At 56.3% G+C, this 23,543-nt stretch carries 25 protein-coding genes; 12 read left to right on the top strand and 13 right to left on the bottom strand.

Features of this window, described 5'->3' with window-relative positions; all coding sequences use genetic code 11:
- Positions 1–19: 19 nt before the first annotated feature.
- From ACFDAU_RS09250 to ACFDAU_RS09225, 6 genes are read left to right on the top strand one after another with little or no spacing between them, the layout of a single operon-like run.
- Positions 20–1,075, top strand: a complete 1,056-nt coding sequence (locus tag ACFDAU_RS09250; RefSeq protein ID WP_413436646.1) for an EpsD family peptidyl-prolyl cis-trans isomerase — start codon at positions 20–22, stop codon at positions 1,073–1,075.
- 19 nt (positions 1,076–1,094) lie between these two features.
- Complete coding sequence (gene rfbB, locus ACFDAU_RS09245; protein ID WP_413436645.1) at positions 1,095–2,159, top strand: dTDP-glucose 4,6-dehydratase; 1,065 nt, start codon at positions 1,095–1,097, stop codon at positions 2,157–2,159.
- The gene (gene rfbA / locus ACFDAU_RS09240) at positions 2,156–3,040 is read left to right on the top strand and encodes a glucose-1-phosphate thymidylyltransferase RfbA (RefSeq protein WP_413436644.1); all 885 of its coding nucleotides are present in this window, start codon (positions 2,156–2,158) and stop codon (positions 3,038–3,040) included. Before rfbB ends, rfbA begins: the two co-directional genes overlap by 4 nt.
- 2 nt (positions 3,041–3,042) lie before the next feature.
- Positions 3,043–3,585 (top strand): dTDP-4-dehydrorhamnose 3,5-epimerase, encoded by a 543-nt coding sequence (rfbC, locus tag ACFDAU_RS09235; RefSeq protein ID WP_413436643.1) that lies wholly within the window; start codon positions 3,043–3,045, stop codon positions 3,583–3,585.
- On the top strand, positions 3,582–4,472 hold the full coding sequence (gene rfbD / locus ACFDAU_RS09230) for a dTDP-4-dehydrorhamnose reductase (RefSeq protein ID WP_413436642.1): 891 nt from the start codon (positions 3,582–3,584) through the stop codon (positions 4,470–4,472). Before rfbC ends, rfbD begins: the two co-directional genes overlap by 4 nt.
- A gap of 35 nt (positions 4,473–4,507) precedes the next feature.
- Complete coding sequence (locus ACFDAU_RS09225) at positions 4,508–5,926, top strand: mannose-1-phosphate guanylyltransferase/mannose-6-phosphate isomerase (RefSeq protein WP_413436641.1); 1,419 nt, start codon at positions 4,508–4,510, stop codon at positions 5,924–5,926.
- A 61-nt stretch (positions 5,927–5,987) separates the two neighbouring features.
- On the opposite strand, the gene ACFDAU_RS09220 is transcribed toward ACFDAU_RS09225, so the two are convergent.
- The 7 genes from ACFDAU_RS09220 to moaA all read right to left on the bottom strand — a co-directional run bounded on the left by ACFDAU_RS09220 (position 5,988) and on the right by moaA (position 12,451).
- The gene (locus tag ACFDAU_RS09220; protein ID WP_413436640.1) at positions 5,988–6,356 is read right to left on the bottom strand and encodes a DsrE/DsrF/DrsH-like family protein; all 369 of its coding nucleotides are present in this window, start codon (positions 6,354–6,356) and stop codon (positions 5,988–5,990) included.
- Positions 6,357–6,447: 91 nt separating this feature from the next.
- Positions 6,448–7,851 carry a glutamate--tRNA ligase gene (gene gltX / locus ACFDAU_RS09215; protein WP_413436639.1) on the bottom strand — a complete coding sequence of 468 codons (1,404 nt, stop codon included), beginning with the start codon at positions 7,849–7,851 and terminating at the stop codon, positions 6,448–6,450.
- Positions 7,852–7,904: 53 nt separating this feature from the next.
- Positions 7,905–9,353 carry a glycogen synthase GlgA gene (gene glgA, locus ACFDAU_RS09210; protein WP_413436638.1) on the bottom strand — a complete coding sequence of 483 codons (1,449 nt, stop codon included), beginning with the start codon at positions 9,351–9,353 and terminating at the stop codon, positions 7,905–7,907.
- 9 nt (positions 9,354–9,362) lie between these two features.
- Complete coding sequence (gene mnmA, locus ACFDAU_RS09205) at positions 9,363–10,424, bottom strand: tRNA 2-thiouridine(34) synthase MnmA (RefSeq protein WP_413436637.1); 1,062 nt, start codon at positions 10,422–10,424, stop codon at positions 9,363–9,365.
- The gene (locus ACFDAU_RS09200) at positions 10,417–10,962 is read right to left on the bottom strand and encodes a hypothetical protein (RefSeq protein ID WP_413436636.1); all 546 of its coding nucleotides are present in this window, start codon (positions 10,960–10,962) and stop codon (positions 10,417–10,419) included. Before ACFDAU_RS09200 ends, mnmA begins: the two co-directional genes overlap by 8 nt.
- Complete coding sequence (locus tag ACFDAU_RS09195; RefSeq protein ID WP_413436635.1) at positions 10,959–11,405, bottom strand: NUDIX hydrolase; 447 nt, start codon at positions 11,403–11,405, stop codon at positions 10,959–10,961. The genes ACFDAU_RS09200 and ACFDAU_RS09195 overlap by 4 nt, the downstream gene beginning before the upstream one ends.
- Positions 11,406–11,458: 53 nt before the next feature.
- Positions 11,459–12,451 carry a GTP 3',8-cyclase MoaA gene (moaA, locus tag ACFDAU_RS09190; protein WP_413436634.1) on the bottom strand — a complete coding sequence of 331 codons (993 nt, stop codon included), beginning with the start codon at positions 12,449–12,451 and terminating at the stop codon, positions 11,459–11,461.
- A gap of 72 nt (positions 12,452–12,523) precedes the next feature.
- On the opposite strand from moaA, the gene mobB reads away from it, so the two are divergent.
- From mobB to moaE, 4 genes are read left to right on the top strand one after another with little or no spacing between them, the layout of a single operon-like run.
- On the top strand, positions 12,524–13,015 hold the full coding sequence (gene mobB, locus ACFDAU_RS09185) for a molybdopterin-guanine dinucleotide biosynthesis protein B (protein WP_413436633.1): 492 nt from the start codon (positions 12,524–12,526) through the stop codon (positions 13,013–13,015).
- A gap of 1 nt (position 13,016) precedes the next feature.
- The gene (gene glp / locus ACFDAU_RS09180) at positions 13,017–14,219 is read left to right on the top strand and encodes a gephyrin-like molybdotransferase Glp (RefSeq protein WP_413436632.1); all 1,203 of its coding nucleotides are present in this window, start codon (positions 13,017–13,019) and stop codon (positions 14,217–14,219) included.
- Complete coding sequence (gene moaD / locus ACFDAU_RS09175; RefSeq protein ID WP_413436631.1) at positions 14,216–14,473, top strand: molybdopterin converting factor subunit 1; 258 nt, start codon at positions 14,216–14,218, stop codon at positions 14,471–14,473. The genes glp and moaD overlap by 4 nt, the downstream gene beginning before the upstream one ends.
- Positions 14,473–14,925: a molybdopterin synthase catalytic subunit MoaE gene (gene moaE / locus ACFDAU_RS09170; RefSeq protein WP_413436630.1), complete on the top strand. Its 453-nt coding sequence runs from the start codon at positions 14,473–14,475 to the stop codon at positions 14,923–14,925. The genes moaD and moaE overlap by 1 nt, the downstream gene beginning before the upstream one ends.
- Here the strand turns inward: moaE and ACFDAU_RS09165 are convergent, their stop codons facing one another.
- Positions 14,926–15,252 (bottom strand): hypothetical protein, encoded by a 327-nt coding sequence (locus ACFDAU_RS09165; RefSeq protein WP_413439565.1) that lies wholly within the window; start codon positions 15,250–15,252, stop codon positions 14,926–14,928.
- Between ACFDAU_RS09165 and ACFDAU_RS09160 the strand changes: the two genes are divergently transcribed.
- On the top strand, positions 15,134–16,258 hold the full coding sequence (locus ACFDAU_RS09160) for an MFS transporter (protein ID WP_413439530.1): 1,125 nt from the start codon (positions 15,134–15,136) through the stop codon (positions 16,256–16,258). The two genes, ACFDAU_RS09165 and ACFDAU_RS09160, sit on opposite strands and share 119 nt — an antisense overlap.
- A gap of 359 nt (positions 16,259–16,617) precedes the next feature.
- On the opposite strand, the gene ACFDAU_RS09155 is transcribed toward ACFDAU_RS09160, so the two are convergent.
- The 5 genes from ACFDAU_RS09155 to ACFDAU_RS09135 form a co-directional block, all read right to left on the bottom strand.
- The gene (locus tag ACFDAU_RS09155; protein WP_413436629.1) at positions 16,618–17,250 is read right to left on the bottom strand and encodes an OmpW/AlkL family protein; all 633 of its coding nucleotides are present in this window, start codon (positions 17,248–17,250) and stop codon (positions 16,618–16,620) included.
- 242 nt (positions 17,251–17,492) lie between these two features.
- Complete coding sequence (locus ACFDAU_RS09150; RefSeq protein WP_413436628.1) at positions 17,493–19,121, bottom strand: sigma 54-interacting transcriptional regulator; 1,629 nt, start codon at positions 19,119–19,121, stop codon at positions 17,493–17,495.
- A 92-nt stretch (positions 19,122–19,213) separates the two neighbouring features.
- Complete coding sequence (locus ACFDAU_RS09145; RefSeq protein ID WP_413436627.1) at positions 19,214–19,465, bottom strand: FmdB family zinc ribbon protein; 252 nt, start codon at positions 19,463–19,465, stop codon at positions 19,214–19,216.
- A gap of 96 nt (positions 19,466–19,561) precedes the next feature.
- On the bottom strand, positions 19,562–20,215 hold the full coding sequence (locus ACFDAU_RS09140; protein ID WP_413436626.1) for a beta-class carbonic anhydrase: 654 nt from the start codon (positions 20,213–20,215) through the stop codon (positions 19,562–19,564).
- A 357-nt stretch (positions 20,216–20,572) separates the two neighbouring features.
- Positions 20,573–21,928 (bottom strand): sigma-54 interaction domain-containing protein, encoded by a 1,356-nt coding sequence (locus ACFDAU_RS09135; RefSeq protein WP_413436625.1) that lies wholly within the window; start codon positions 21,926–21,928, stop codon positions 20,573–20,575.
- A gap of 232 nt (positions 21,929–22,160) precedes the next feature.
- Here ACFDAU_RS09135 and ACFDAU_RS09130 point away from each other — a divergent pair, with 232 nt between their 5' ends.
- On the top strand, positions 22,161–23,429 hold the full coding sequence (locus tag ACFDAU_RS09130) for an NAD(P)/FAD-dependent oxidoreductase (protein ID WP_413436624.1): 1,269 nt from the start codon (positions 22,161–22,163) through the stop codon (positions 23,427–23,429).
- Positions 23,430–23,543: the final 114 nt, after the last annotated feature.

Raw genomic sequence — 23,543 nt, 5'->3', positions numbered from 1 at the left:
TGTTGTCTGGATTCAAGTAATGCTGTGGCTGACTTCTGCAGAGAAGTCAGCTTTTTTTTTACCGTCACGACTATTTTGTAATTCAATTGATCTATTGTTTGCTCTTGTAAGGCAACCGATAATACGCATCATGACACGGGCTTATGGCATGATCACTAATATAGTAATTAGGGAGAAAACTCGGATGAAATCGTATCCACTCATGAATAAGATCTCATTGGTGCTGTTGTTGGCTGTTACGCTCGTGGGTTGCAGCAAGCAAGAAAAGACATCTTCAGCCATTGCCAGTGTGAATGGAACGGCAATTACAAGCGCACAATTCGACCAGGCTTTGTCGCGCCTGAGTCTGACCCCGCAAAATTTAACGCCGCAAGCCAAAGATCAAGTGGTACAGGCTCTTGTGGACCAGCAGCTTTTGGTGCAGGCAGCCACAGCACAAAAACTGGATCAGGATCCCGCCGTGCAGCAGTTGCTGCAGGCCGCGCATGATCAAGTCTTGTCCCAGGCCTATCTGCAGCATGCAGGGCAGGCAGTCGCCAAACCAAGTGAAGCTGACATCAGCGCCTACTACAACCAGCATCCGGAGTTGTTCAGTCAGCGCCGCATCTATAATTTGCAGGAACTGGCTATTGCAGCGCCCAAGGACAGGATTGCTGAACTCAACTCGCGCATCGAGACCAGTCATGATCTGGGCGAGTTTGTGAACTGGCTGCGCAGCCAGAATATTCCGTTCCGCACAGGGAGCGAAGTCAAGGCAGCAGAACAATTGCCAATGAATATCGTGCCCCGTATGCAGACCATGCAGAATGGACAGCTATTGGCATTGCCATCTGCAAACGGGATAACGGTATTGCAGATAACCTCTATACAGTCTGCACCAATTACCCTCGACAAGGCACATCCGTTAATAGAGCGTTATCTGACTGCCGCCAAACAACGCGAGGTTGCTACTGCGGACATCAAGAAACTGCGCGATGCAGCAAAAATTGAATACATGGGCGAATTTTCCGGCATGGGAAATACGGCGCAGGGCAAGCCCGAAAACAATACCTCCGGATTGCCGGAAATAAAATAAAGACCAATCGGGAATTACTATGATTCTAGTAACTGGCGGCGCCGGTTTTATCGGCGCCAATTTCGTATTGGACTGGCTTGCGGATTGTGACGAGCCAGTCATCAACCTCGACAAGCTCACCTACGCCGGCAACCTGCACAACCTCGCCAGTGTGGAAGGCGACACCCGCCATCTCTTCGTACAAGGCGATATCGGCGATCGCGCATTGGTGGCAGGCCTTTTGGCTAAACATCGCCCGCGTGCCGTGATCAACTTCGCTGCCGAAAGCCACGTCGACCGGTCGATTCACGGCCCCGAAGATTTTATCCAGACCAACGTTGTCGGCACTTTTCATTTCCTGGAAGAAATTCGCGCTTACTGGAATGCATTGGAGGGGATGGAGAAAACCGAATTCCGCTTCCTGCACGTATCCACCGACGAGGTATACGGTTCCCTCGGCCCGCATGATGACGCGTTTACCGAGACCACTGCCTACGCACCCAACAGCCCGTACTCAGCCTCCAAGGCCGCCTCGGACCATCTGGTGCGCGCCTACCATCACACCTATGGCTTGCCGGTGCTTACTACCAACTGTTCCAACAACTATGGCCCTTACCAGTTCCCGGAAAAGCTCATTCCACTGGTGATGATGAACGCTGTGGCCGGCAAGCCCCTGCCGATATACGGCGATGGACTGAACGTACGCGATTGGCTTTATGTCGGCGACCATTGCAGCGCCATCCGCGCCGTGCTGTCTGCGGGCCAGGCGGGCGAGGTATATAACATTGGCGGCCGCAACGAAAAGACTAATATCGACGTGGTCAAGACCATCTGCACCATGCTCGACGCACTGCATCCGGATTCACCCGTGACGCCACACGAAAAGCTTATCACTTACGTCAAGGACCGTGCCGGCCATGATCGTCGCTACGCCATCGACGCGCGCAAAATCGAACGCGAGCTGGGCTGGCGCCCCCAAGAAACGTTTGAGACCGGAATTCGCAAAACGGTTGCCTGGTACCTGGCCAACCCGGATTGGGTAGCCAACGTTGCCACTGGCGAATACCGTCACTGGGTTGAAAAACAGTATGGGAGCCAAGCATGAACGCGCGCAAGGGCATTATCCTGGCTGGCGGCTCAGGTACCCGGCTGTATCCCGTGACTCAGGCAGTATCCAAGCAACTGCTGCCGGTGTATGACAAGCCCATGATCTATTACCCGCTTACTACGTTGATGCTGGCAGGGATCCGGGACATTCTCATTATTTCCACCCCCCAGGACACGCCGCGCTTCGAGCAGTTGCTGGGTGACGGCAGCCAGTGGGGAATTCATCTCAGTTATGCAGTCCAGCCCTCGCCCGACGGTCTGGCACAGGCCTTCATCATCGGCGCGGATTTCATTGGTGACGCGTCGAGTGCACTGGTGTTGGGCGACAATATCTTTTACGGCCATGAATTTTCCGGAGACTTGCGCACCGCTTCAGCTCGTCAGGACGGGGCATCGGTGTTCGCCTACCCGGTGCACGACCCGGAGCGCTATGGTGTGGTTGAATTCGACGCTCAGGGAAACGCCATCAGCCTGGAAGAGAAACCCGCCCAGCCCAAATCGCGCTACGCTGTCACTGGCCTGTATTTTTACGACAACCAGGTCATCGACATCGCCCGCAAGCTTAAGCCGTCTCCGCGTGGTGAACTGGAGATTACTGACGTCAACCGGCATTACCTGGAAATGGGGCAACTGCAGGTGGAAGTCATGGGGCGTGGCCATGCCTGGCTGGATACCGGTACCCATGAATCGCTGCTGGAGGCCTCGTTGTTCATCCAGACGATCGAGAAGCGCCAGGGACTCAAAATATCCTGTCCGGAAGAAATCGCCTATCGTGAAGGCTATATCGATGCTGCGCAGGTCGAACGGCTGGCAACGCCCTTGCAGAAAAATGCCTATGGTCAATACTTATTGGCCATGCTCAATGAACGCCTATTTTAACCATGAATATCATACCCACTGAAATTCCCGATGTACTTGTGCTCGAGCCCAAAGTATTCGGTGACGAGCGCGGTTTTTTTTACGAGAGTTACAATCGTCGAGCCATGACCGAAGCAGGTATCCCAGACGACTTTGTACAGGATAACCATTCGCGCTCAGCCAAAGGCGTACTGCGCGGCCTGCATTACCAGATTCAAAATACCCAGGGAAAGCTGGTGCGCGTCATTAGTGGCAGCGTGTATGACGTGGCGGTGGACTTGCGCAAATCCTCCCCCACGTTCGGCAAATGGGTGGGCGTGGAACTCTCGGCCGATAACAAACGCATGGCATGGATACCGAAAGGCTTCGCCCATGGCTTCGTGGTGACTTCCGACACTGCAGAGTTTCTTTATAAAACCACTGACTACTGGGCGCCGCAGTTCGAGCGCAGCCTGCTGTGGAATGACCCGGCGCTGGGCATCACCTGGCCCCTGGAAGGCGAACCAACAATCGCCGCCAAGGATGCTGCAGGCTTGCCGCTGGCGCAGTGCGAGGTGTTTGCGTGAACATCCTGCTCACTGGCGTCAATGGCCAGGTGGGTTGGGAGTTGCGGCGCACATTGGCGACACTGGGTACGGTGGCCGCGCCTACAAGCAGCCAGCTCAATTTGACCGATGAGGTTGCACTGCGCAATTTCATACGCGCTTTGCGCCCTGAATTGATCGTCAATCCGGCCGCCCATACCGCAGTGGACAAGGCCGAATCCGAGCCGGAACTGGCACGTAAGGTGAATGCCATTGCCCCCGCCATCATGGTCGAAGAAGCCGCAAAACTCGGCGCAGCGATGATTCACTACTCCACCGACTATGTGTTCGACGGCAACAAACCCGGTGCCTACACTGAGGATGATGCGACGCATCCCTTGGGAGTCTATGGGCAAACCAAACTCGAAGGGGAGAATGCCATCCGTGCGGCCAATATTCCTCATCTCATTTTGCGTACCAGCTGGGTGTACGGCCTGCGCGGCGGCAATTTCCTTCTGACCATGCAGCGCTTGTTCAGGGAGCGTGACCAGCTGCGTATCGTTGCCGACCAATACGGTGCGCCCACCTGGTCGCGCATGATCGCGGAGGCTACGGCGCAGATGCTGGCGCAACAGCCGTTTGATCCGGATAAATCCGCGCTGTACGGCACTTACAACCTGACCAGCCGGGGTAGGGTGAGCTGGTATCAATTTGCCCAAACGATTCTGGATTTAACCATTCAATCCGGAGCCAGACGCCCGGAACTGATCCCCATTCCCGGTACGGATTACCCCACGCCGGCCCAACGCCCCGCCAACTCAGTGCTGGCAGGCGACAAACTGCAGCGCAGCTTTGGTTTATCCTTGCCGGACTGGGAGGCGGCGTTGGAGCTGTGTCTGGATTGCAACAAGGCGGATGGTACCGATTGACGGACTCGCCCGATTGATTGAGGAAGCAGGAAAACATGCATATTCATCCCGTAATTCTCTCCGGCGGTTCCGGTACCCGGCTGTGGCCCTTGTCCCGTGCCGCGTTGCCCAAGCAGTTATTGCCGCTGGTGTCCGAACGCACCATGCTGCAGGAAACCGTGCTGCGCCTTTCCGGTATTGCTGACATCACGCCGCCCACGCTGGTATGTAACCACGAACACCGTTTCATGGTGGCCGAGCAGATGCGTGCGATTGATGTTGCGCCCGAGGCCATTTTTCTCGAGCCCGTCGGACGCAATACAGCACCGGCGGCGGCAGTCGCTGCGCTCGCCCTGATAGCGCAGGATGCCGAGGCGTTGATGCTGCTGTTGCCCGCTGACCACCTGATAGGCGATGTAGCCGCATTTGAACGCGCAGTTGCCCAGGCCGCTGAAGCTGCCCAGGCTGGGCAGCTGGTGACTTTCGGTATCCTGCCGCAAACGCCCGAAACCGGCTATGGCTATATCCAGCGCGGCATAGCGAGCAGTCATTGGGACGGTGTATTTGCAGTTGCGCGTTTTGTTGAGAAACCCAGCCGTGAAATTGCCCAGGGCTATCTGCAATCCGGAGACTATTTCTGGAACAGCGGCATGTTCCTGTTCAAGGCTGCAACGTTTATCAATGAACTGCGCGCGTTCCGCCCGGATATCCTTGCCGCCTGCCAGGCGGCGCTGGATAACAGCCAGCGCGATCTGGATTTTGTCCGTCTGGATACCCAGGCATTTACGGCATGTCCTTCCGAGTCCATCGATTACGCAGTCATGGAACGCACCAAAAATGCCGTGGTAGTGCCCGCCGACATTGGCTGGAGTGATATCGGCTCATGGTCGGCGCTTTGGGAGGTGGGGGTCAAGGATGATGCCGGCAATGTCATGCGCGGTGATGTCTACTGTGATGGCGCCAGCAACAATCTGATCCGTGCCGAGGGCCGCATGGTCGCGGTAATTGGCGTATCCGACCTGGTGATCGTGGAAACCAGCGATGCCATCATGGTGGCGCACAAAGACTGCGTGCAAGACGTCAAAAAAGTGGTCGAGCACCTGAAGCAGCACAATCGTACCGAGCACCTCAGCCATACTCGTGTGTTTCGTCCGTGGGGTTGGTACGAGGGCATCGATGCGGGAGACCGCTTTCAGGTCAAGCGCATCATGGTAAAGCCGGGCGAAAAGCTTTCATTGCAAATGCATCATCACCGTGCCGAGCACTGGATTGTCGTGAGTGGCACTGCGCGCGTGACGCGTAATGAGGAAGTGCTGCTGCTCACCGAGAATCAGTCCACCTACATTCCATTGGGCAGCACGCACCGATTGGAAAACGCGGGCAAGATTGCATTGCACATGATCGAGGTGCAGTCGGGCGCTTATCTTGGCGAAGACGATATCGTGCGCTTTGAGGACATTTACCAGCGCAGTTAGAAGTGCAGGCAACAAAAAAGCGGAGCATCAAGCTCCGCTTTTTTGTTGAGAGTAACCGAACTTAGTAGGTCAGAGTTACCACATCGTCATCCATGGCTTGCTGGATGACGTAGGCGCCGCCCACGGTTTCTTCGATTTCTGGGATCAGGTCATCGCCCCACAGTTCAAGGGTAGGGGTGCACACTTTGAAATGCACGCCGGCTTCATGGGCATCCTTGATGAAGTCATACACACTCTTGGGTGAGCCTTCCTTCACGAACAGTTTTTCTGCCACGCCCTTAATGGCCAGTTCGCCGGAGCGAGCAGTCAAAATCACTTCCACTTCATATTCCATCGCAGCGGCGACGGTTGCCTGAAAGAAAGGTGCGCCCAGTTCGGAGCCGTTCGCGGGATCCGTGTTGACCAGCATAATCATTAGTTTATCAGCCATACTTCAATCTCCACATGCAAAAAAATTAGGGGTGGTCTCAAGTCAAGAATTGAGATTATAACAATAAAACAGAATACTTATGAACAGCTATTTAGTCGGCAAGTTTTGCCAATTGTTTTTGTAAACGGCCGACCACCGTCTCACGCCCAAGCAATTCAAGTGTAGCGTCGATGCTGGGTGTCTGGGTTGCACCCGTGACCAGTACGCGAAGCGGCATGGCGATCCCGGGCATTTTCAGTCCGGAGTCTGCCACCACGGCTTTGAGCGTTTCCTGAATTGACTGGCGCTTCCAGTCGATCAGCAAGAAGTTGTTGGTCAGCGTAGTCAATGCAGGAACCGCTTGTGGAGACAGATGCTGTGCGAGTTGTTCCCCGGAAGGCTCGATATAACGATAGAAAATCGTTGCTGCATCAGCAAGTTCGACCAAAGTGTTAACGCGTTCCTTTAATAAATGGACCACTTCTGTAAGTGCGGGGCCATCCGCAAGATTTGCACCATCGCGTAGCAGAAAAGGGGTAGTTAGCTCGGCCAGACGAACATCATCTGCGATTTTCAAGTATTGCTGGTTGATCCACAGCAGTTTTTCCGGGTTGAACTTGGCGGGGGAACGGCTGATGGCTTCGAGGTTGAACCATTCGACGAACCGCGCCATGGAAAATATCTCTTCGTCGCCGTGCGCCCAGCCCAGCCGCGCCAGGTAGTTGAGCAGCGCCTCGGGGAGATAACCATCTTCCAGATATTGCATCACGCTTACCGCGCCGTGGCGCTTGGACAAACGCTCACCATCGGCACCAAGAATCATCGGCACATGCGCGTATTGCGGCAGGGTGGCGCCGAGTGCCTTGAGGATGTTGATCTGGCGCGGGGTATTGTTAACGTGGTCGTCACCGCGAATGACCTGGGTAATATTCATGTCCCAGTCGTCCACCACCACGCAGAAATTATAGGTAGGCGTGCCATCGGGTCTGGCGATGACCAGATCGTCCAGTTCGCTGTTGCTGATCTCGATGATGCCTTTGACCAGATCGTTCCATGCAACCGAGCCTTCCAGCGGATTTTTGAAACGCACCACTGGCGCGATGCCAGTCGGCGGCACAGGTAAATCTTTACCAGGCTCAGGGCGCCAGCGGCCGTCGTAGCGCGGCTTGAGTCCGGCGGCGCGTTGCTGCTCGCGCATGGTTTCAACTTCTTCCTTGCTGGCATAGCAATGGTAGGCGTGCCCGCTGGCCAGCAACTGTCCGATGACCTCCTTGTAGCGTGCCATGCGCTGCATCTGGTAGAACGGCCCTTCGTCATAATCCAGACCAAGCCAGTCCATGCCTTGCAAAATGGCCTCGACGGATTCCGGCGTGGAGCGTTCAAGGTCGGTATCCTCGATGCGCAGGATGAAAGTGCCACCGTGCTTGCGGGCATACGCCCAGGAAAATAGCGCGGTGCGGGCACCGCCAATGTGCAAATAACCAGTCGGGCTGGGAGCGAAGCGGGTACGAATCATGGGATGGGGCGGACAGGTAAAGTCATCATTTTACGCGAAACGGGATGCGGGCATCAGCCTGCCAATATGCTTTGGTACAGCGTCTGATATTGACGCGCGCTCGCCTCCCAGCTGAAGTCACGCGCCATGGCGTTCTTTTTCACCTGGCTCCATTGGCGCGGGCTATGGTAATAATCCAGTGCTCGACGAACCGCGGCGAGGAATGCTGCCGGAGTGGCTTCCTCAAACATGAAACCGGTGGCACTACCGTCTGCGAGCGTCATGCTGGTGGTATCGGTTACGGTATCGGCCAGGCCGCCGGTGCGGTGCACTACCGGCGGTGTGCCATAACGCTGGCTGTACATTTGGTTCAGTCCGCAAGGCTCGAAACGGGACGGCATGAGGAAAATATCTGCCCCGGCTTCAATGCGATGCGCGAGGCCTTCGTCATAACCAATGACAACACCCACCTGCGCCGGGTATTCCGCGGCAAGCTGGCGCAATCGGGTTTCGAGCAGGACATCGCCACTACCCAGTACCATGATTTGTACACCTGCTTCGATCAGTTGAGGTGCAATGGCCAGCAGCAAATCCTGGCCTTTCTGATGTGTCATGCGGCTGATGACCCCGAATAGAGGAGTTTCCTTGCTGCAGGTAAGTCCATGTTCTGCCTGTAACAGCCGTTTGACGGCTGCTTTTCCGGACATACGGGCAGGGTGATAGTGGCGGCACAGGTGGGGGTCGGTGGCCGGGTTCCAGTCGTCGGTATCAATGCCATTCACAATGCCGGTGAGCTGCGCACGGCGATGGTGCAGCAGCCCTTGCATGCCGAAGCCGAGGGCGTCGTGCTGGATTTCTTCAGCGTAGCTGGGGCTGACCGTGCTGAGGTGGTCAGCGTAGTACAAGCCGGCTTTGAGGAACGACAGGTTGCCATAGTATTCCAGCCCATCGATGCTGAAGCTGGCTGGCGGCAACCCCAGCTCGGTGAGGGTGTGCGGCGGGAAAATACCCTGATAGGCCAGGTTGTGGATAGTCATCAGCGTGGCTGCCGGGCGTGTGCTGCCGTGATGCAGATAGGCAGGAGCGAGACCGGTCTGCCAGTCATTGCAGTGCACGATATCGACCGGCCAGCGCAACGGCGAGGCGGCGCTGCCCAATAGCGCAGCCACCGCCGATAGCAGCCCAAAACGCAGGTAGTTGTCTGGCCAGTCCTGGCCGGTGATGTCCTGATAGGGGCCGCCATGGCGGTTGTAATAACCGGGATGTTCGATCACGATCAATGGCACTGTGCTGTCCGGCATGATGGCGCCATACAGACGTAGCGCACCATGTACCGGTAGCTCTAGGCTGGCGAGCAGGGTTTTATCGGGTAACGCGGCCAGCACCTTGGGATAACCCGGGATGAGCACGCGCACGTCCAGGCCCAGCTTGCGCAGCGCGGCGGGTAGTGCGCCGCTGACGTCGGCTAGGCCACCTGTTTTGGCGAGCGGGTAAATTTCTGAAGTGGCAAAAAGAATATTCATTGATGGCCTTTATTGAATAATGCCGCCGCCCACACATACATCGCCGGCGTATAGCACCACAGACTGGCCCGGAGTGACCGCCCATTGCGGCGTGTCGAAATCCAGCACGCATCGGCCTGGCTCAAGCGCATCGAAGCGGCAACTGGCGTCGGCCTGACGGTAGCGGGTCTTGGCCGCATAGGTAAGCGCCATATCGGGCGCGGAACCGGCTATCCAGTTGAGGTCTGCGGCGTCCAGCCGAGTGCTGAACAGCAGCGGGTGATCGTGTCCCTGAACCACGATCAGGCGATTCTCCGGCAGGTTTTTGCCTGCCACAAACCAGGCCTCGCCGGCCCCGCCTATCCCCAGCCCCTGGCGTTGTCCCAGCGTATGGTACATCAGGCCCTGGTGGCGCCCGACCACGCGCCCGTCCGGCGTGCACATATCACCGGGCTGGATCGGCAAATAACGTTGCAGGAATTCGCGGAACGGACGTTCGCCGATGAAGCAAATGCCGGTGCTGTCTTTTTTGGCGAAATTGGGCAGCCCGGCCTCCTCGGCAATGCGGCGGACCTGCGGCTTGGTCAACTCGCCCAGCGGAAACATGGATTTGGACAGCTGCGCCTGATTGAGGCGGTACAGAAAATAGCTTTGGTCCTTGGCGGTATCCACGGCTTTGAGCAGTTCGTGGCGCCCATCCACCTCATGCAGGCGCGCGTAATGGCCGGTGGCGATGCGTTCCCCACCCAGACTCAAGGCATGGTCGAGAAACGCCTTGAATTTGATCTCCGCGTTGCACAGCACATCCGGGTTGGGAGTACGTCCGGCCTGGTATTCACGCAGAAAGTAACTGAATACCCGGTCCTTATACTCGGCACTGAAATTGACTGCTTCGACATCCAGCCCGATGACATCGGCCACCGCCAGCACGTCGAGAAAATCCTGGCGCGCCGGACAGTGCTCCTCGTCTTCGTCTTCCCAGTTTTTCATGAACAAACCGGTGACCCGATAGCCTTGCTGCTTGAGCAGCAGTGCGGTGACTGCGGAATCCACGCCGCCCGACATGCCGACGATAATATGCGGTTTAGACATCGGGGGAGGCGCCTTTGAGCCAGTCCTGCAAAGGGTAAATGACGGCGGGGTGGCCGTTGTCATAAAACCATGAATCGACTGCATACTCCTGTTGGGTAGCGCGGTCCATGATTCGCGCCGCCCAATGCTCATTCACGATCAAGGGTGCGCGTTCCACGCGGCCGAGTACGGTGTGAAAGCGTAATAAACGCAGGTGTTCCAACAAGGTGAGATACGCAGTGGTATTGGTTGAATGGTCAATGCAATCCATGCGTCCATCGGCACCGTCGTCATTGACATTGCCACCCTTGTCGCGCCAGGTCGGCGTCTGCTTGCCGGAAAATTGCTCAAACAGGCCAATGGCCTTGGCGATCGCGCTGCGCTCGGCTGCCGGAGTGGTTACGCTCTTGAATAGCTGGCGCAACTTGCGTATTTGTTGCGGACTGAAATCCACTCTGGCCTGGCTGGCGCAACCGTAGTTGTAACAGACGCTGATATCCACCGCCCAGGCGGGAATACTGCTCAGCAGGCCGAGGCTCAGTACAACGGCGCGCATCATGCGTAGTGGGTCAACAGCGCCAACGGATAGCGTTTGCCGGCCAGGTAATCTTCCATACAGCGGATTACCAATGGACTCCGATGGCGGTTTTGCTGCGCGCGCATCTCATCCGGGGTTTGCCAGGCAGTGCGTAAAATGCCTGCGTCGAGACTGCGATCGGGCTCGCTGCCGGTGATTGCGCCGGTGAAGGCGAAACGCAAATAAGTGCGGTCCCGCGCAGCCTGATGCCACTGGTAAATTCCCAGCAAGGCATCCGGAGCAAAGTGATAGGCCGATTCTTCCAGCGTTTCGCGTATTGCTGCGCCAATCAGCGACTCACCCGGGTCAAGATGACCGGCAGGCTGGTTGAACAGAATCCCGTCATCGGTTTGTTCTTCGACCAGCAAGAAACGGCCATTTTGTTCGATCACGGCGGCGACGGTTACGTGGGGTTTCCAGATCATGCGAAGCAGGATGTAATGAGAGTTGCCTGCAATTTTACCGCAAAGTCTGTTGGCTAGCCCCCGGTTGCCGACATGAAGCGCACGATCTTGTTCGGTTGTTCGCGGAATTCATGGCGTTCCGGCTTGAGTTCCAGCGCTGCACGGATGGCATTTTCCAGTTCGACATCGGTTGCCCCGCCGCGCAGCAGGGGGCGAAACTCGAATTTTTCTTCCTGTCCCAGACACAGATAGAGCGTGCCGTCCACGGACAGACGCACACGGTTGCAGGTGCCGCAAAAATGTTGCGAGATGGGGGTGATGAAACCCACAGAAAACTGTCCGTCCGGACTGCCCAGATAACGCGCCGGCCCACCGCCTTGAAATGCCGTATCGACCAGGCCGAAACGCGCCTGGATACGTGCCTTGACAGGCTGCAGGTCGAGATACTGGGTATTGCGGCCGGTGTCGCCCATCGGCATCGCTTCGATCAGGCGCAGCACGAAGTTGCGCTCCATGCAGAACGCAACCATGGCGTCGATCTCGTCGTCGTTCACGCCGCGCATCGCCACCATATTGATTTTGATCGGGGCAAAGCCCGCCTGCTGCGCGCTGGTCAGGCCAGCCATGATCTTGTGCAGTACGTCGCGCCCGGTGACGGCCTCAATGCGTTCGGCGTGCAGGGAATCAAGACTGATGTTCAGCCGCGTGACACCAGCAGCCTTGAGCGCGCTGGCGTGTTTGTCCATCTGGGTGGCGTTGGTTGAAAGCGATAGATCTTCAATGCCTGGCAAGCTGGCAATACGCGCGGCGAGCGCGGGCAAATCGCGGCGCAACAGGGGTTCACCGCCGGTGATGCGCACACGTTTCAGGCCTAGCCGGGCAAATGCGCCCAGCAAACGTTCGATTTCATCAAACGTGAGCCAGTGTGCGGGCTCCTCAAAATCCTTGAATCCTTCCGGCATGCAGTAGCTGCAGCGCAGGTCGCAGCGGTCGGTCACCGACAGGCGCAGATATTCGATGCGGCGGCCAAAACGGTCGGTAAGATTGGGTATGAGCGTAGCAGACATGGCTTTGCAAGCAGTCGTTATGTTGTATAGAATATAACGCTATATGAGGCCAAAATCAAAGAAAAATCGCGAATGAAAATCCTGGGCTTGGCAGGCTGGAGCGGCGCAGGCAAGACCACGCTGATCGAGAAGCTCATTCCGCTCTGCGTGGCGGACGGCTTGAAAGTGACGCTGATCAAGCAGACGCACCACGATGTGGGCATCGATCAGGCCGGCAAGGACAGCTGGCGTGCGCGCCAGGCCGGTGCGCACGAAGTGCTGCTGGCCTCGGGTCGGCGCTGGGCGCTGATGCACGAGATCCGCGCCGGCGCAGCGCCGGGTTTGCAAGACCTGCTGGCACGCCTGGCGCCGGTGGATCTGGTGCTGGTGGAAGGTTACAAGCGTGAGGCCATCCCCAAGCTGGAAGTGCATCGCAGCGCCAACAATCAGCCGTGGCTGTACCCCGGCGATGCGGCCATCGTGGCAGTCGCCAGCGATGTGCCGCCGCCGGGCGAAATATGGCATCTGGATTTGAATGATGCGGCCGCTATTTATCGATTTATCCGAATGACCGTAGGAGTTTGAAGTGCTGACTGCAGACCAGTTACTGGAAGAATTGCTCAAGCGCGCGCGCGCGCTGACGCAAACCGAGGCGGTGCCAGTCGAACTGGCGCTGGGACGTGTGCTGGCGCAGCCGCAGGTAGCCACGATCAGCGTGCCGCCGCTGGATAACAGCGCGATGGATGGCTACGCCGCACGTGCCGCCGAATGTGCGCCGGGTGCGCTGCTGGCGGTCTCGCAACGCATTGCTGCCGGACAGGTGGGTGAGGTGCTGGTAGCGGGCAGCGTGGCGCGGATTTTTACGGGCGCGCCGGTGCCGCCGGGGGCCGATGCGGTGGTGATGCAGGAGCATTGCACCGTGGACGGTGACAAGGTGCAGATTAATCATCAACCCAAACCGGGCGAAAATATCCGCCGCGCCGGGGAAGATATACACCCCGGCGACACCATCCTGGCTGCAGGCACGCGTCTGGATGCTGCCGCGATGGGACTGGCCGCGTCGGTGGGACTGGCGGCGCTGCCGGTGTGCCGGCGCCTCAAGGTGGCCAGCTTTTCCACCGGCGACGAACTGGTGCAACCGGGAACGGCGCTGGGGGCAGGGCAGATTTATAACTCCAATCGCTATACGCTGGCGGGTCTGGTGCAGGGCCTGGGCTGCGAATGGCTGGATCTGGGCAGCGTGCCCGACACCCTGGCGGCCACGCTTGGCGCACTGCAGCGCGCGGCAGCCATGGCCGATGTGGTAATTACCAGTGGCGGTGTTTCGGTGGGAGAAGAAGACCACGTCAAGGCTGCGGTTGAACAACTCGGCAAAATCGACCTGTGGAAGGTGGCGATGAAACCCGGCAAGCCGCTGGTATACGGACGCGTGGGTGAAGCGGATTTCATCGGCCTGCCCGGCAATCCGGTATCCACGTTTGTCACTTTTGTGCTGTTTGCCCGGCCGTTTCTGCTCAAACGCATGGGCGTGGTCGATGTGCTACCCAAAACCTATCGGGTCATGGCCGCCTTCGACTGGGCGAAACCGGGCCAGCGCCGCGAGTTCCTGCGCGCGCGGCTGCAAGCGGGGCAGGGCGGCGAACTGGAAGCGCAGCTATTCCATAACCAGAGCTCCGGCGTACTCACCTCCGCAGTTTGGGCGGATGGTCTGGTGGATATTGATATTGGCCATACCGTCACGCGCGGCGATCTGGTGCGTTTTATCCCGTTTAGCGAGGTGCTGGGATGAAGCTCAAGGTTCTGTATTTTGCCCGCCTGCGTGAACGCCTGGGGGTGGCGGAAGAAACCGTGGAACTGCCCGATGGCTTGGGCATGGTCGCCATGCTGCTTGACGTACTGCGCGCACGTGGCGACGTGTGGACGGAGGAACTCGCCGCCGGCAAGAATTTCCGGGTGGCGGTCAATCAGGATATGGCCGGTATGGAAGCGCCCATTGAAGACAGCGACGAAGTGGCGATATTTCCGCCAGTGACGGGGGGCTGATGAAAATTCTCGTCGATGAAAAGGATTTTGACGCCGGTGCCGAAATCGCCGCGTTGCGCACGGGCAATCCGCAAATCGGCGCGGTGGCGAGCTTTGTCGGCCTGGTGCGTGATACTAATGCGGGCAGTGACGTGGCCAGCATGACGCTGGAACATTATCCTGCCATGACGCGGCGTGCACTGGAGGCGATTGTGGCCGAGGCCGAACAGCGCTGGGCGCTGCTGGATATGACGGTAATCCACCGCGTGGGCGAGTTATACCCGAGCGATCAGATCGTGCTGGTGGCAGTTGCTGCCAGCCATCGCGTGGATGCGTTTGCCGCGTGCGAATTCATCATGGATTACCTCAAGACCCAGGCACCGTTCTGGAAAAAGGAACAGACTCCTGAGGGCCCGCGCTGGGTGGAACAGCGCGCCACGGATGAGCAGGCAGCGGCGCGCTGGGCTGAGTAATCACCAAAAAAATCTATCGAGGAATATGCCAGGAAAAACCTGGGTACCTATACTCAGCATTTCAGACAGCAAATAACAGCGCGTAATGGCCTGTTTCTTCCAGGCCGGTTTCCATATAGCGGCTGCCTTCAAAACCATCTGTTGCAGAGTGAGCATGCACAAGCCATCCAGGCGCAATTTTTTCCTCCTTATCTGCGTGATCGGCGGCTTGGCAATACTCAGCTCAACGATGTCGAAGACACCTGTATTGCCCCTGTTTTCGAAAGCACTGGGGGCAAGTCCTGCGGAAATCGGCTGGATCGTTATGGCGTCGACCGTGCCAGGCATATTGATCAGTTTTCCTGCCGGCGCGTTATCCGATTATCTGGGCAAACGCAGCATTATCTATGCTGCGCTTATCGTGTTTGCCACGGCACCTTTTCTTTACCTGCTGGTGAGTGATGTTTGGCAATTGATAGCAGTGCGTTTCTATCACGGTTTTGCCACCGCCATTTTCGGCACAGTGGTCAACGCTGCGATCGCTGAAAGATATGTGCAGGATAGGGCGGAAAAGCTTTCGGCTTATTCTTCCGCCACCATAGTCGGACGTTCCGTCGCGCCATTCCTGGGCGGCTTGCTCATTTCTCTGGCGAGTTTCCGGATGGTCTATCTGACCTGCGGCATCAGTGCGGTATTGGCGCTGGCGCTTGGATTTCTGCTCCCGGCCGAATCGAAACCCGCTACCCGAAGCCATCCCCGCGATCACTTCGTGGAAAGTCTGAAAACGGTGTTGAAAGATCGCTATATCCTGGCCACCAGTCTGGTCGAGGCCGCACTGTACCTTGTCTTCGGCGCGGTAGAAGCATTCCTGGCATTGTTCGCTTCATCCAAAGGTATTCCCGCCTGGGAGATCGGTATGATCCTCGGGGCACAACTGCTCAGCATCGTCTTTTTGAAACCATTGATGGGAGTCCTTTCTGATAAAGCGGGCCGCGAGCGCGTTATTATCCCTGGACTGATCGTGGTGGGGATAAGCGTCCTGCTGCTGCCGCATTTCCCCAGCCTGCTTGGTTTGATGTTTCTGGTTTCGGTATTTGGCATCGGTTTTGCCGCTGTCACTTCGTCCACTTCCGCGCTGGTGGCAGACCTCACCAAAAACGGTGCGTATGGTTCTTCGATGGGTGTGCTGAGCACTATCATGGACATCGGCCAGTCCATCGGTCCGGTGCTGACGGGCTGGATGGTCGGCCGGCACGGATATGCCGCCGCTTTTTCCCTCCTCGCGGCGATCCTGCTGGCTGTCGCGATATCATTTGGATATATCGCGTGGGTAAGGGTTAGGCATAGACGGTAACTCAGGCACCTATAGTCCAATATAGTGAGTGAGCAACTTGAACGGCCAAATTTTCTCCCACAAAAAGTGCTCTACCGGAAAGCCTAGCGTTAACCCCAGCCAAAAGCTCACGGACAGCAACACTGTTTTAGACTTGTGGTAGCACTTCACCATCAGACCGTTTTCGTCCAGATGCGTATGAAACATCTTAAGTTCCTTCGTCTTGTTTTCGACCGTTGCGTGCATTTTTACGGCTCCAATTACCTGACTCAGGGTGGAATCGCGTCTTGTAAACTGATTAAGCCATTCCGCTGTTTTATAGTGCCAAGGGGTTACGTCCAGTTGCGGAGGACAGGTTGAGATAGGGTGCGATCTGTGCGTTAAAACTTCCACCCAAAACCGACCCCGAACACTACCGGATCGAGCCGGACATGGCTGACCGTGGCGTCAGTCGCTGCCAGCTTTACGTCAGAGCCGATATAGATTTTCTTGACATCGAAATTGATGAATTTGTTATTGCCCACTTCCACATCGAAGCCCGCCTGGAGTGCGCCGCCCCAGCTACTCCTGCCCATATCCAGTTGCCCCACGCCGGGCACGCTGAGGTTGACGTCGGAAAAATGCGTATAGTTGATCCCCGCCCCCAGATAAGGTCTGAATTTTCCATCCGGGATGAAATGGTATTGAACGGTCAAGGTGGGAGGCAGGTGCTTGGCGGTTCCGATCTTTGCGCCATTCAAGGAAACGTCATGCCGCTGGGGATAGGTCAGTATCAATTCCAGCGCGATGTTGTGCAGCAAAAAATAGCTGAGATCGATTTCCGGCGCCCATTTGTTATTCAATGTAATCGCATTGGCAGGCACGCCTAGCGCCGGGATGGGATCGGACTGGTTTCTGGGTTGAATATCAAGCGCGCGTATGCGGACCAGCCAATCCCCCTGATCCGCATGGGCTTGTGACTGCACTATCGTCAAGACACCGAAAACAAATGCCGGGCATAAATATTGTTTCATCGCTTTCTCCCTGGTATGAACAACAAGCTACAGGGGGTAAAGCAATGCTTATGCCACAATTAATATTGTTAAAATACAATCGATTATGATATTCATTGGCAGGATCATCGGAAGCTGAACTTCCCGCAAGCGAGAGCTGTTTTAGAAACAAAACACCCAATCAACAAGAGAAATGGAATACGAAAAGAATTTGCCCGATGGGAAATTTCATTTCCTTTTTTGCCATAGGAACTCGGGCTTGGTCACTTGCCTTTGTCCATATGTACGACTTTGAGCCTCACCTGGGAGCGATAGCTGTTGGGATCCATGCTGTGTAAATTGAGCTTCTGATGGATCGCTCTGGGCGTCACCCCTAAAGACTTCGCTACCTCGCTGACATTGCCATGGAAACGGCTAAGTGCCTGTCTGAGAATGAGCGCCTCCACTTGCTCGCCTGCCCGCTGTTTCGCCTCCTTGAGCGACAGGTCAGCGGCCTGCACCGCGCTTGCCGGCGCATCGCTGCCGGTTTTTGGAAGCAACAGCTCGGTCATGATCGGACCAGGTGAGAACAGGAACGAGCGCTCCAGTACGTTCTCCAGTTCGCGCACGTTGCCAGGCCAATCGTACTGCATCACCCGCGCTATTGCAGCCTCGCTTAATGCTTTGATGACTTTGTTGTATTTCGTGGAGAGCTGCGCAAGGATGTGATTGACGAGCGGCAGAATATCCTCGCAGCGTTCGCGTAGCGGCGGGAGAAGTATGGGTACCACGTTGATCCGGTAATAGAGGTCCATCCGGAAAGCCCCCTCGGCAATGAACTTGTCCAATCGTGTACCGGCTGCGGCAATTACCCGAACATTTGCTGACAGGCGCTGCTTCCCGCCTACGCGTTCGAAATCGCCACCCTGCAGCACTCGCAGCAGACGCGCCTGCGCAGCCAGCGGCAAGGAATCGATCTCGTCCAGAAACAGGCTTCCGCCCTCGGCCTGTTCAAACAGACCGTGATGGACTTCGTAGGCGCCGGTAAACGCACCGCGTTCATGTCCGAACAGCGTGGTTTCGACCAAATTTTCGGGTATTGCGCCGCAGTTAACTGCAACGAAATTCCTGTTCCAGCGTTCGCTCAATGCGTGGATGCGACGCGCAATGACCTCCTTGCCCACGCCGGTCTCACCGGTAATCAGCACGGTCGCGGTGGTCGGTGCCACGACCTTGATTGTCTCCAGTGCATTGAGCATGGCCGGGGATTTCGCCACGATGAAAGGTTTGTCGGCATTCTCGGGCTGGTTCGGGCTGGCACCGCACCAGACTTTTCCGTCGCGCCGTTCTTTAACGATCTGCGCTTTGACGGCAGCTCCCCGGCCCCGGATGACGCCCTGTTCGCGGTGATATTCGTCTCCTTCGAAGTCGGCGGCAATCCTGGGGTCGGTATAAATGCGTGCCTCGCACATCCCGTCTCCCACCGCAATGCGCTTGTCCAGGATCACTTTCGCGTAACCGAAGTTACGTGCGGCAATCCCGCCGAATACGCTGGAGGTCATCTTGCACAGCTCAGGCGCCTGCATGACAGCATCCCCAAAAGGGCAGCGCGTATTGACCACGCGCACCATATCCGGCTCGCTTGATGCACGCGAAAAATTTCCGCCGATCTTGTTCTTGATCTCCACGATCATGTCCGCGTACTTGTCATGATCCAGCGGGCCGTCTTGCGCCAACTCCTGGCGGTACGCGGTCTCAAAGCAGCCGCTCGCGGTGAGGCCGAGCTGTTCGATGTAATTGAGGCGGTCATTTCCGTTGCCGCTCCCCATCTTTGCGCTGACCTCGACGCTCTGGGCAACAAAGGTTTGCAAAAACAGGATGGGATTCAGATGGGAAAAAAGCTTATCGGGCACAGTCATTCTCCTCAAATCCGGCACCGCTCACTCAAATCGTCATAGTGGCGCGTCGGCTATTTTTCCAGACTACGCCGAAAAATTGATTGCGTTCAAGAATGTTGGCGTTGCCCGCATCCGCACCCGGGTCCGTGTACGTGTTTCTCCTGCCCCGGTTTCGGTTGCAGCGAGCGCATTGCCAGATCACGACCACGCGCCATATGGCCATGCATCGCCGGGGCCGTGAGGATTACTTTAGCGGTAGCAGCCCCGCATATCGGGCAATCCGGGCTGGGGGTGCTGATTGCATGGTGTGCTTCGAATTGTAGCTTGCATTGCGTGCACTGGTAATCATAAGTAGGCATGTGGAACCTCATTTGTAGGTTGGCACTTTTCCCGGAAACGCCAAGACGTGGGCACCTGTTACGCCAGGCGCCCACGCTTGGGTTTACTTTAAGAGACTAACTCCAGCGCGGCGGTTGCTTCCCCTTGACGCCGAATTGGCTTGAGGTAACGTCGGTCCGGGCACGTTTTTCCGGATCCCGGGTTGGTGCCCTCAGTCGACGCGTCTCCACCTCCCAGACCCAGCCGCTGATGACCACATCCTTGGGAATGAGGGGATGATTTCTGAATGCATCGATTGTTTTCATGCAGGTTTCGTCCACGTCGTCCATCATCCCGATCCACTTGGCGAACCCGCCTTTCTCCAGCTTCAGTTCTGGTAAAGTTGGATCTATAGCGATATTGTCCGTATCGATCCCTTTGTCGCGGAAATGTTTTTCCAGATCGGCCGCATTCGCTGACAGCATGCCGCATTGAGTATGCTGCACGATGACAATTTCCTCTGTGCCAAAGAAATTGCAGGTCAGCATCGCCGAGCGGATTGCGTCGTCGGTGACGATTCCACCGGCATTGCGGAAGCAGTGCGCATCCCCATGTCCCGCGGGTGTATCCACATGAATGCCCAGCGCTTCGTCTACCGGCAGGCGCTCGTCCATGCAGGCCAGTACCCACAGTCTTAAATTGTTATGTCCAGCCGGTCCATGGCGGCGGCGTGTTGCCCAGTGGTCATATGCGGCGACGTGTGTGCTCAGTTGCTCTTTGAGTGTGGTCATTTTCAGTCTCCTCGGTAAAAGGCTATAAATCTAGAATTCCTTGAGCAGCCGCACTGCTGCGGAAGTTGCACAAGGAAATCGGTTACGGGCGAGTACCCGCTCCGCTGACTAGCAAGCCTCATACCAAAAATATATTGCGTTAAAATTCAATAAGTTATATTTATTCTCTTGGCATCAAGCGATTTCACTCTCGTGCCGAAAACAAGTTGATTGCTTGTAATTCATTGAATTAAATGATGATACTTAAATGAACAAAAACTTCTTAGTGGGAAGTAACGCTGCTTAAGGTGGGTGATGGAGCGATCAGGCGTGGGGCTACCCTGATGGGTGGCCTATTTATTCCATCGTAATGAAAACTCAGGCCAGCTTGTAATGCTTCAGTTTGCGATACAGGGTACGTTCGCTGATACCCAGCACATCCGCCACATTGCGGCGATGGCCGTTATGACTGATCAACAGCTCGGCTATATGATGCGCCTCCAGTTCCGCAATGGAGGATCCATGTGAACTGTCCATACCGGTTTTGGACATGACACTGGTGAGCGTTCCGGAAGGTGCATGGTTGTGTGTGGATGAGTGGCCGCCAAGCTGGATATGCGCGGCGCTGATGATGCCGTGGCTGCTCATGGCCACGGCTTTCAGCAAAATATTGCGCAGTTCCCGCACGTTGCCCGGAAAGTTATACCGCATCAATTTTTCCAGAGCGTCATCGGTAAGCTTGCAGCGCGGCGCACCCGCCTGAGTAATGCGTTTGAGCATGGCCTCCGCCAGTGCCGGGATGTCGCCGCTGCGTTCCCTCAAACTCGGCAGAACCAGGTCTATACCGGCAATACGGTAATACAGGTCGAGGCGAAAAAGTTTGGCTTCGGCCATCTCCAGCAGGTCGCGGTTGGTGGCCGAGATTAGCCGCACATCGGCGCGTAACGTATCTGTGCCGCCGAGGCGGCGGAACTCGCCGGTTTCCAGTACCCGCAACAGTTTGGCCTGCATATTGGACGGGATTTCTCCGGCTTCATCCAGAAACAGGGTACCGCCGTCGGCCAGCTCGAATAACCCCTGCCGTCTCCCTATGCAGCCAGTAAACGCGCCGCGCTCGTGACCAAACAGCTCATCCTCGAACATGGACTCTGCAATGGAGGCGCAATTCACTGCGATGAAGGGTTTGTTGCGCCGTGTCGAGCGGCGATGAATGTACTGCGCTGCCAGTTCCTTGCCGACCCCGCTTTCACCCAGCAACAGGATGGCGGCCTCGGATTCGGCGGCACGGGTAAGCTGGTCAAGGCAGGCAAGAAAAGCAGGCGAATTGCCGATCATGCGCAGGTCTTCACAGTCCAGTTCATCCGAATTGGCGATGTGGAAAATCGCTTCGCCCAGATAGCGGTACTGGCCGGGGCCCTGGATCGGATGCCCCTTGATACGCGCGTATTCCGGGCGATTATGGCGGTCGAAATGGGTATGGATGACTTCATGCGTCTGGCCGCTACGAAACACTTCCTGGTGCGGGCAGTCCTCGCCATTCTGATGACATGGAACCGGAGAGCGGTGCGATACCTCGTGGCAGGTTTTCCCTACCACTTCGTTTTTATCCATCGCATAGGTAACGCAATAAGCACGGTTGGCTGCAACGATGCGGTAGTTTTCGTCTATCAGCACAAAAGGATTTTCCTGTACGTCAATCAGGGATTGGAGTTCCGGTGCAAGCAGGGTATCCATAAGCATTATTCCTGACAGAGTGTCATGACATGATGTGTCAGCTTAGTATAAAGCGGCCAAAATGACATGACGTTTTTCGATAGAACGTGTAGTGATTTGAACGATTCTTTTTGTAATCAAAGTATTGAAATTGTGGCACAGGTATTGCAATGCCATGATGCATGGGACGACACCTGCGCAGCAGATGCTCACCATAAAAACCAATATTCAACAGATTGCAGAGGATGACCAAATGGCACACATCGTTATCATTGGCGCGGGTATTGGCGGTATGCCCATGGCTTACGAAATGCGCGAACAGGCACGCAAGGATGACAAGGTTACGGTTATTTCAGATACCGATACTTTCCACTTCGTCCCTTCCAACCCATGGGTGGGTGTGAAATGGCGCACTCGCGCAGATATTGCCTTCCCAATTGCCACTTATTTACAGAAAAAAAATATCGATTTCATCCACAGTGGCGCCAAACGCGTACATCCGGACAAAAATCAGGTCGAGCTGATGGATGGTCGTAACGTCGATTACGATTACCTGATTATCGCCACCGGGCCCAAACTGGCATTTGACGAAGTGCCCGGTCTGGGGCCTGAGGGACATACCCATTCCATTTGTCATGTCGATCACGCTGAAAAATCTGCCCAAAAATGGGAGGATTTCTGCGCCAATCCTGGCCCCATCGTGGTGGGTGCGGTGCAGATGGCCTCCTGCTATGGGCCGGCCTACGAATATGCCTTCATCATGGACACCGATCTCAAGCGCCGCAAGATACGCGACAAGGTGCCGATGACTTTTGTCACCGCCGAACCCTATATTGGCCACCTTGGGTTGGGCGGCGTGGGAGACTCCAAGGGCTTGCTGGAATCCGCCATGCGTGACCGCCACATCAAGTGGATATGCAATGCCAAAACCACCAAAGTCGAGGCGGGCAAGATGTTTGTCACGGAGCTCAACGACGACGGCAGCGTGAAAAAGGAGCACGAGCTCCTGTTCAACTACGCCATGATGCTGCCCGCATTTAAAGGCGTAGACGCAGTATTCGGCATCGAGGGCCTGACCAATCCGCGCGGTTTCATCCTGATCGATCCCTATCAGCGCAACCCCAAGTTTCAGAACATCTATTCGGTGGGTGTGTGCGTCGCCATTCCTCCGGTGGAAGTCACGCCGGTGCCGACCGGCGCGCCCAAGACCGGCTACATGATCGAATCCATGGTTGCAGCCACCGCGCTCAATATCCGCAGTGCCCTGGATGGCAAGGAGCCGATGGAAAAGGCCACCTGGAATGCCATCTGTCTGGCCGACTTCGGCGATACCGGCGCGGCCTTTGTGGCGCTGCCACAAATCCCGCCGCGCAATGTCAACTGGTTCAAGGAAGGAAAGTGGGTCCACCTGGCGAAAGTCGCGTTTGAGAAATATTTCATCCGCAAGATGAAACAAGGTACTACCGAGCCGCTGTATGAAAAATATGTATTAGGTGCCTTGGGGATTAAAAAACTCAAGTGACGGGATGGAGGCGTTTTGCTAGCTTCAATTCCGAATCGGAAAAGTGACATGGCCGAACCACAGGGATGGTAAATGACCTGCTCTGTGTGTTCGGTGTTTCACCGGCTTAATCGC

Source organism: Sulfuriferula sp. GW1 (assembly GCF_047300855.1).
Classification (GTDB): Bacteria; Pseudomonadota; Gammaproteobacteria; order Burkholderiales; family Sulfuriferulaceae; genus Sulfuriferula.
This window is presented reverse-complemented; position numbering and strand designations above follow the sequence as displayed.

Excerpts from the sequence above, each read along its gene's own strand:
- ACFDAU_RS09250 (WP_413436646.1), top strand. The coding sequence starts at position 20 with ATGCTGTGGCTGACTTCTGCAGAGAAGTCAGCTTTTTTTTTACCGTCA.
- rfbB (WP_413436645.1), top strand. The coding sequence starts at position 1,095 with ATGATTCTAGTAACTGGCGGCGCCGGTTTTATCGGCGCCAATTTCGTA.
- rfbA (WP_413436644.1), top strand. The coding sequence starts at position 2,156 with ATGAACGCGCGCAAGGGCATTATCCTGGCTGGCGGCTCAGGTACCCGG.
- rfbC (WP_413436643.1), top strand. The coding sequence starts at position 3,043 with ATGAATATCATACCCACTGAAATTCCCGATGTACTTGTGCTCGAGCCC.
- ACFDAU_RS09225 (WP_413436641.1), top strand. The coding sequence starts at position 4,508 with ATGCATATTCATCCCGTAATTCTCTCCGGCGGTTCCGGTACCCGGCTG.
- ACFDAU_RS09220 (WP_413436640.1), bottom strand. The coding sequence starts at position 6,356 with ATGGCTGATAAACTAATGATTATGCTGGTCAACACGGATCCCGCGAAC.
- gltX (WP_413436639.1), bottom strand. The coding sequence starts at position 7,851 with ATGATTCGTACCCGCTTCGCTCCCAGCCCGACTGGTTATTTGCACATT.
- glgA (WP_413436638.1), bottom strand. The coding sequence starts at position 9,353 with ATGAATATTCTTTTTGCCACTTCAGAAATTTACCCGCTCGCCAAAACA.
- mnmA (WP_413436637.1), bottom strand. The coding sequence starts at position 10,424 with ATGTCTAAACCGCATATTATCGTCGGCATGTCGGGCGGCGTGGATTCC.
- ACFDAU_RS09200 (WP_413436636.1), bottom strand. The coding sequence starts at position 10,962 with ATGATGCGCGCCGTTGTACTGAGCCTCGGCCTGCTGAGCAGTATTCCC.
- ACFDAU_RS09195 (WP_413436635.1), bottom strand. The coding sequence starts at position 11,405 with ATGATCTGGAAACCCCACGTAACCGTCGCCGCCGTGATCGAACAAAAT.
- moaA (WP_413436634.1), bottom strand. The coding sequence starts at position 12,451 with ATGTCTGCTACGCTCATACCCAATCTTACCGACCGTTTTGGCCGCCGC.
- mobB (WP_413436633.1), top strand. The coding sequence starts at position 12,524 with ATGAAAATCCTGGGCTTGGCAGGCTGGAGCGGCGCAGGCAAGACCACG.
- moaD (WP_413436631.1), top strand. The coding sequence starts at position 14,216 with ATGAAGCTCAAGGTTCTGTATTTTGCCCGCCTGCGTGAACGCCTGGGG.
- moaE (WP_413436630.1), top strand. The coding sequence starts at position 14,473 with ATGAAAATTCTCGTCGATGAAAAGGATTTTGACGCCGGTGCCGAAATC.
- ACFDAU_RS09165 (WP_413439565.1), bottom strand. The coding sequence starts at position 15,252 with ATGCCTGGCACGGTCGACGCCATAACGATCCAGCCGATTTCCGCAGGA.
- ACFDAU_RS09155 (WP_413436629.1), bottom strand. The coding sequence starts at position 17,250 with ATGAAACAATATTTATGCCCGGCATTTGTTTTCGGTGTCTTGACGATA.
- ACFDAU_RS09145 (WP_413436627.1), bottom strand. The coding sequence starts at position 19,465 with ATGCCTACTTATGATTACCAGTGCACGCAATGCAAGCTACAATTCGAA.
- ACFDAU_RS09140 (WP_413436626.1), bottom strand. The coding sequence starts at position 20,215 with ATGACCACACTCAAAGAGCAACTGAGCACACACGTCGCCGCATATGAC.
- ACFDAU_RS09135 (WP_413436625.1), bottom strand. The coding sequence starts at position 21,928 with ATGGATACCCTGCTTGCACCGGAACTCCAATCCCTGATTGACGTACAG.
- ACFDAU_RS09130 (WP_413436624.1), top strand. The coding sequence starts at position 22,161 with ATGGCACACATCGTTATCATTGGCGCGGGTATTGGCGGTATGCCCATG.